The sequence below is a fragment of the Pontiella sp. genome, assembly GCF_041622395.1.
Lineage (GTDB): Bacteria > Verrucomicrobiota > Kiritimatiellia > Kiritimatiellales > Pontiellaceae > Pontiella.
Map to the genome: position 1 here is coordinate 1 of NZ_JBFJYW010000220.1, position 6,665 is coordinate 6,665.

General features: G+C 61.6%; 8 protein-coding genes. 1 reads left to right on the top strand and 7 read right to left on the bottom strand.

The window, feature by feature from the left end:
• Window positions 1-54: 54 nt before the first annotated feature.
• From ABYO54_RS12280 to ABYO54_RS12310, 7 genes are all read right to left on the bottom strand, one after another.
• Window positions 55-1,257, bottom strand: coding sequence for an efflux RND transporter periplasmic adaptor subunit (locus ABYO54_RS12280; protein ID WP_372808545.1), 1,203 nt, complete (start codon window positions 1,255-1,257; stop codon window positions 55-57).
• A gap of 1 nt (window position 1,258) precedes the next feature.
• Window positions 1,259-2,470 (bottom strand): TolC family protein, encoded by a 1,212-nt coding sequence (locus ABYO54_RS12285; protein WP_372808546.1) that lies wholly within the window; start codon window positions 2,468-2,470, stop codon window positions 1,259-1,261.
• Window positions 2,471-2,519: 49 nt separating this feature from the next.
• The gene (locus tag ABYO54_RS12290) at window positions 2,520-2,858 is read right to left on the bottom strand and encodes a hypothetical protein (RefSeq protein WP_372808547.1); all 339 of its coding nucleotides are present in this window, start codon (window positions 2,856-2,858) and stop codon (window positions 2,520-2,522) included.
• Window positions 2,859-2,946: 88 nt separating this feature from the next.
• A complete protein-coding gene (rd, locus tag ABYO54_RS12295; protein ID WP_136083110.1) occupies window positions 2,947-3,111 on the bottom strand; it encodes a rubredoxin in 165 nt (54 codons plus the stop codon).
• 93 nt (window positions 3,112-3,204) lie between these two features.
• Complete coding sequence (locus ABYO54_RS12300) at window positions 3,205-3,324, bottom strand: rubredoxin-like domain-containing protein (protein WP_372808548.1); 120 nt, start codon at window positions 3,322-3,324, stop codon at window positions 3,205-3,207.
• Between the two features lie 12 nt (window positions 3,325-3,336).
• A complete protein-coding gene (locus tag ABYO54_RS12305) occupies window positions 3,337-4,524 on the bottom strand; it encodes an FprA family A-type flavoprotein (protein ID WP_372808549.1) in 1,188 nt (395 codons plus the stop codon).
• A gap of 82 nt (window positions 4,525-4,606) precedes the next feature.
• A complete protein-coding gene (locus ABYO54_RS12310; RefSeq protein ID WP_372808551.1) occupies window positions 4,607-5,059 on the bottom strand; it encodes an Rrf2 family transcriptional regulator in 453 nt (150 codons plus the stop codon).
• Between the two features lie 219 nt (window positions 5,060-5,278).
• Between ABYO54_RS12310 and ABYO54_RS12315 the strand changes: the two genes are divergently transcribed.
• A partial coding sequence (locus ABYO54_RS12315) for an NADP-dependent malic enzyme (protein WP_372808552.1) occupies window positions 5,279-6,665 on the top strand: 1,387 nt, incomplete at its 3' end.

Sequence of the window (6,665 nt, forward strand, 5' to 3'; positions counted from 1 at the left end):
AGCCCCCGGTTTTTCAGTACAGCATTAATCATTCGTTCAATCATCGTGCCTTCCTTAATGTCCATGTCCTGCGTGGGGATCCATTCCGCTGGTGACCATCTGCGCCTTGAGAGAAAAGGCGCCGGCGGCGACATACTTCTGTCCGGGCTGAAGGCCGCGCTTGATCTCGACGCTCCGGCCATCGGACAGGCCGAGCTGGACCGGCGCGGTGACGAAGCCGTCCGCGCTCGGCACGAACACGACGGCCTCGCCTTCGATGGTCTGCACGGCTTCGGACGGAACGGCGACTTCCGCCTGGACCGATTCGGTATCGATGCGCGCGCGGACGTATGCGCCGGGGGTGAAATCGGCCCGTGCGCCCGTCAACACGCAACGCGCGGTGAAGGTGCGCGTTTCGTGGGCGATGATCGGGCTGATGTATTGGATGGTTCCGTGCGCCCGGCAGCCGTCGTGGGCGATGAACTCGGCCTCCATGCCGTTGCGCATGAGATGGCGGTATTTCGGGAAGACGTTGATATCCGCCCAGACCGACGAAAGATCGGCGACTTCGTAGAGCACCTTGCCGGCGGCGGCCATTTCGCCAACGGCGAGATCCTTCGAGATGATCACGCCGTTCTGCGGCGCTTCGAGGGTGTAGACCGCCATGGTTTCGCTGTTTTCGAGCGTGGCCAGCGGATCGCCTTTTTCCACCGCGTCGCCGATCTCGACAAAGACCTTCCGGACCATGCCGGCATAGCGCGGGGAAACCGCCGCCGTCGTATCGCGGTTCAGCTTGATCTCGGCCGGGAAGACCGACGACTTGGCAATGCGGCCGCCTTCGGCTTCGTGGATCCGGATGCCGACCTTTTGGATCATCGCTTCGGAAAGGGCCATGCCGCCGGACTCCGCGCCGTGGTCGTGCCCGGCATGGGCGTCTTCCGCTTCATGGTCGTGGGTGCATTCGGCATGGGGGTCCGCTTCCGGAACCGCATGGTCGTGTCCATCGTGCTCGCCATGATCCGGTTTGCCATCGCCATCATGATCGTGGGCCACGGGCTCGGCCTGCCCGGTTGCTTCTTGGAGCGCGTGGTCGTGGCCGGCGTGTTCATCGCGTTGGGGTTCCGTCTGCCCCAGACCTTGGAGCGCGGGCAACGTAAAGACGCCCTCTTTCTTGGCCTTGCATGCGTCACAGTCGCACTCGTCGTGGGTGCCGGTCTGCGCCGGGGCGGTCAGGGCCGCTGCCGCAAACAGGGCGATCAATATCGTTTTGGTTCTCATGTTAAATCCCTTCCTTCATGAATTTGGTGATTTCGGCCCGGGTGGCGTGCACCTGGCGCAGCGACTCGATATAGCGGACCTTGATTTCGGCCAGCTGCTGCTGGGCCGTAATGAGTTCGAACCAGGAAAAGCGCCCGATGTCGTATCCGTCCTTGCTGAGGTTGTAGGTCTGCTCGGCCTTGGGCATGAGCCGGTCGCGCAGCATTTCCGCTTCCATTCGGGAACCGTTGTACATGGCGATCAGCGTGGCGAGGCGTTGCTGGTGGTCGCGGCGCAGCTCGGCGCGGTCGGACTGCAGGGCCTCGGCGCGCGTCAGGGCGGCCGCCTGCTCGGCGCGGCCGCCGCGCACGAAGTTCAGCGGCATGGAGGCTTCGAAGACAAAGGTTCCGGCATTCCCGGCCGATTCGTATCGATAGCCCGCGCCCAGCATCACGTTGGCGGCATCCTTCGATTTGGCGCGCGCGGCCTCGGCATGCGCCATGGCGATTTCGGCATCGAGGCGGCGCAGGGCGGGATGCGATTCCGGCAACGCCTGCTGCTCGATCGGCGCAAATTCGTAGAAGTCGCCAATCAGCTCGCCCATCTCCTTTTCCGGCAGACCGATGAGCGAGGCCAGCCGAATCCGCGCCGCTTCGAGATCGCCGAAACAGCAGGTTTGCGAGAGCGCGATTTCCTCCAGCGCCAGTTCCGCCTGGACCACTGCGAGCTCGGAGCTGTTTCCGGCCCGGTGGCGCGCCTTGGCCACCTCGACGAATGCCCGGCCCAGCTGTTCCTGCTCGGCGCGAACCGTTCCAATCTCCTGCTGCGACACCACGTCGAGGAAGGCGGACCGAACCTCGGCCATCAAGGCGAGTTCCCGTTCGGCCTCTTGCCGCAGGACGACATCGACCGCCCGCTGGGCCACCAGCCGCTCGTTCTGGCGCAGTCCGCCGAACTGGAAATTCTGGGCGACGGCCAGCGTGTATTCCGTGTCGCTGAAGCCGTCGAGGTCGCCCCCGATGCCTTCGGCCTCGAAATGGAGGATTGGGTTTTGCCAGAGCCCGGCGGCCGAGACGGCCTTTTGCGCGGCCTGCGTGTGCATGCGGGCGGCGGTCAGCGCGGGCGAATGTTGGCGGGCAAGCTCAAGGGCCTGCTCCAGGTTTAGGGTTGCGGATTGCGCGAAACCCGATGCGGCCAACAGGCAACCGCACCATAAAACGGTGATTCTCTTCATAGTACTCCTGATTAATGCATTGCGTATACGTTTCAAAAACGCGCAAGCATCAAATCAGGAGCTGGACGGTCTGGAGCGACGCGAGGGCATCGCAGACCAGTGGAGGGACCTGCGGGGTGGCAGGTTTGGATTCGGTGAAAACCATCAGGGTGATGGCGGGGGGCGGAGAGGCCACCGTTGCGGCGGGAAGCGTTAGATCCTGCGGCATTTCAAGTTCTTCGACGCAGAGCGTTGCGTCGCAACTGTGGCAGCAACAGTGGTGGGTTGCGGTCAGTTCGGTCGGGGCATGGGCATCGGGCGCACGCAACTCATGCTCGTGCGCGTGGCAACACGGAAACGCCGCCACCAGCAACGCAACCATCACCAAAATATGCCTCAATCCGTTCATCGCGTATATGGACTCGATAGCGCCCGGCTTGTTCAAGAAAAACCGCCCTGCTTTGCGACAGGACGGTTTTCGGACCGCGCGGAAAGATTTAGTCTTCGATAACGGAGAAGTCGTCTTTGCCAACGCCGCATTCGGGGCATTCCCAATCATCGGGAATATCTTCGAAGGCGGTGCCAGGGGCGATGCCGCTGTCCGGGTCGCCGGTTTCCGGGTCGTAGATCCAGCCACATACGTCGCAGATGTATTTCTTCATGGTGCATACTCCTTGGTTAAAAAATCGGGTTGATCATTCCTGTCTTTAGTTCGGGCCGCAAGGGGAATTTCGCCCAAATTTGCGGCCGGCGGCCTACACGTTGGAGCTGGTGTATTTGCTTGCGGGCGCATGGCACAACGGGCAGAACTTCGGGGGCTCCTCGCCCTTGTGCACGTGTCCGCAGATGGAACAGACCCACTGTTTTTCACTCATCGCTTCGACTCCTTATTTATATTGCTCGGCGATTTTGCCCATGGCGCGGCCGGCCTCGCGGCACTGCTCAAGGATCTCCGGCGTGGGGGCGTATTGGGAGCGGATCGGCTCCTGCATCGCTTCGATCTTCATCACGTCCATGGCTTCGGCCACTTCGTTGGGGCCGCCGCGCTTGCTCCAGCCATAGGAGCCGAAGGCGAAGCCCTGCTTGTTGGCGGGGCGCAGCCCCTTCATGTAGCAGAGCACTCCGGCCATGCTGGGCATGATGCCGTTGTTGAGCGTCGGCGAACCGATGGCGACGGCGGCGCAGTCGAGCACCTCGGTCACGATGCGGGTCATGTGGGTGGAATCGACGTTGAACAGCTGGGCTTCGACTTCGCATTCCTGCGCGCCTTCGAGAATGGCCTGCGCCATCTGCTCGGTGGCCTTCCACATGGTGGCGTAGAGCACGACCACCTTGGCCGCCGGCTTGCAGACGACCCATTTTTGATAGGCCTCGAACACCTCCTTGATGTGGCTGCGCCAGATCACGCCGTGGCTCGGGGCGATCATTTCGATTTCGAGATCGGCGGCGCGCTCCAGCGTCTGGGAGATCGGGCGGCCGTAGAGCATGACGATGTTGGCGTAGTAGGCCTTGGCCTCCTGGAGGATGACGTCCAGCGGCTCTTCGTCGTCGAAGCGGAAGGCGGAGGCATAGTGCTGGCCGAAGGCGTCCATCGAGAAGAGCAGTTTTTCTTCGGGCACATAGGTGAACATCGATTCGGGCCAGTGGACCATCGGCGTATCGACAAAGGCGAGCGAGCGCTTGCCGAGGGAGAGGGTGTCGCCGTCGGCGACCACGTGCCATTTCCAGCCCGCGGTGTCGTAGTGCTTTTCGAGGGCCGTCTTGCACTTGGCGTTGCAGACCAGCTCGGCCTGCGGGCAGGCCGCCAGGATGCCGGGCAGTCCGCCGGAATGGTCGGGCTCGGCATGGTTGCACACGATGTAGTCGATGCTCTCGAGCGGGGTCAGCGCCTTGATTCGTTCCAGGTATTTCCCGACATAGGGCGCTTTGACGGCATCGATCACGGCAGTCTTTTCGTCCTGCACCAAATAGGCGTTGTAGGTGGAGCCGCTCTCGGTCTTGTAGCCATGGAAATCGCGGACGGTCCAATCAATGTAGCCGACCCAATCAATCCCTTCTTTCAACTTCGTGTTCATCTCGTTCCTTTCTAATCCTGTGGCGGAAAGCCCGAAGGTCGAACATCCGCATCAATGCTGCCGACCTTCGCCTTTCAGCCGCTTAATCCTGCGATGGCGGCTCCGACGCATCGACTTTTCCCCAAGTCGATTCCTGCGCGAGCTGCGCAATCGTTGTTTTTTCAAAATAATCTCGGACCTGCCTGGCCAATCCCGGCAGCAGGTTTCCCAGCACGCAATCGTTGCGAGGGCAGGTATCATTACCAAACAGGCACGGATTGCAAAGCATGGAACCTTCCATAACTTCATAAATTTCGAGCAATGTGATCGATTCGGGATCCTTCGCCAACGAGACGCCGCCCGCCGGGCCGCGGTTGGAATTGATCAGTCCGGCCTTCGTAAGCCGTTGATGGACCTTTGCCAAGTGATGCCGCGACGCCTTGAAAAGCTCGGCGATCTCGGCCGTGGTGGACTGCCCGTCCGGCTCGATGGCCAAATGCACCATCGAGTGCAGTGCCAGCGCGGTGGCATCCGAAATTTTTAGAATGTCGGCCATAGTTTCCCTTCAACAAACAGGTATTTGCGCACCTGTTTACGGAATTAAGCCCGCCGGATCAACCCTAACCTTGGAAAAGGTTGCGCGCTTGCGCCCTGCGCGGGCGGGGCCATTGCCGAGCGGTGCGGCCCCGTCGCCGTTCAGGAGTCTTCTGTTTGAATTGATTTGTGTTCGCGGGCAGGCATAATCGCGCCCTCAATTTCAAACCCTAGAGAAACCATGCCCAAAATAACCGATTTAAAACTAGAAAACCTCGAAGCGCTGTTCCCGGAAAATTTCACGCCGGACCAGATCGCCGAGGGCCAGACCCTTTTCCTGAAAGAGCTCGCCGAATCGATGCACGAATTCTACGGCGGCAAAATGCAGACCGTTCCGAAGGCCGGCTACTACGGCTTCAACTGGTTCAACGTCTGGTATTCGCCCGGCGTCTCCCGGGTTTCCACCGAAATCCGCGACAACCCGGAACGCTCGTTCGATCTCTCCAACCGCGGCAACCTGGTGGCGGTGGTCTCCGACTCCACCCGCGTGCTGGGCGACGGCGACTGCGGGCCGGCCGGCGGCCTCGGCGTGATGGAAGGCAAAGCCTATCTGATGAAATACCTCGGCGGCGTCGACGCCATTGCGCTCTGCATCGATGCCCGCGGCGATGACGGCAAGAGCGACCCGAAAAAGATCATCGACTTCGTGAAAATGGTTCAACCGAGCGTCGGCGCCGTCAATCTGGAAGACATTTCCCAGCCCAATTGCTTCGAAGTGCTCGATACCCTGCGCGAAACGTGCGACATCCCGGTTTGGCACGACGATGCCCAGGGAACGGGCTGCGTCACCCTTGCGGGCCTGATCAACGCCTTGAAGGTGGCCGGCAAAAAACTCGAGGAGGTCAAAATCACCATGCTTGGCGCCGGGGCCGCCAACTCGTCCATTGCCAGCCTCATCATCCAAGCCGGCGGCGATCCCCAAAAAATCATCCTGTGCGATGCCGCCGGCACCCTCCATTCCGGCCGCACCGATTTCCGCGACAATCCCGGATTCTACAAACAATGGGAGCTCTGCCAGCGCACCAACCCGAACATGGTCAACTCCATCGAAGAAGCCATGAAAGGCGCCGACGTGCTGATTGCCCTCTCCCGCCCCGGCCCCGACACCGTCAAACCCGAATGGGTCCGCTCCATGGCCGACAAGGCCATCTGCTTCGTCTGCGCCAACCCCGTCCCCGAAATCTATCCGCACGCCGCCAAGGCCGCCGGCGCCTACATCGTGGCCACCGGACGCGGCGACTTCCCGAACCAGGTCAACAACTCGCTCTGCTTCCCCGGCCTGCTCAAGGGCGCGCTGCTCGTCAAAGCCCGGAAGATCACCGACACGATGGCCATCGCCGCCGCCTACGCCATCGCCGGAGTCGCCGAAAAGAAGGGGCTCTCCCCCGACTACATCGCCCCGCTGATGAACGAAACCGAAACCTTCCCCGCCGTCGCCAAGGCCGTCGCCCTCCAGGCGATCGAAGACGGCGTGGCCCGCCACGAAATGACCGGCGACGAAGTCTACGCCCAGGCCAAGCGGGAAATCGACGAAGCCCGCGCCCTCACCCACCACCTCATCGACAACC

Bases quoted from the DNA above. Each gene is read 5' to 3' on its own strand.
- ABYO54_RS12280 (WP_372808545.1), bottom strand. From the start codon at position 1,257: ATGAGAACCAAAACGATATTGATCGCCCTGTTTGCGGCAGCGGCCCTG.
- ABYO54_RS12300 (WP_372808548.1), bottom strand. From the start codon at position 3,324: ATGAGTGAAAAACAGTGGGTCTGTTCCATCTGCGGACACGTGCACAAG.
- ABYO54_RS12285 (WP_372808546.1), bottom strand. From the start codon at position 2,470: ATGAAGAGAATCACCGTTTTATGGTGCGGTTGCCTGTTGGCCGCATCG.
- ABYO54_RS12290 (WP_372808547.1), bottom strand. From the start codon at position 2,858: ATGAACGGATTGAGGCATATTTTGGTGATGGTTGCGTTGCTGGTGGCG.
- ABYO54_RS12310 (WP_372808551.1), bottom strand. From the start codon at position 5,059: ATGGCCGACATTCTAAAAATTTCGGATGCCACCGCGCTGGCACTGCAC.
- ABYO54_RS12305 (WP_372808549.1), bottom strand. From the start codon at position 4,524: ATGAACACGAAGTTGAAAGAAGGGATTGATTGGGTCGGCTACATTGAT.
- rd (WP_136083110.1), bottom strand. From the start codon at position 3,111: ATGAAGAAATACATCTGCGACGTATGTGGCTGGATCTACGACCCGGAA.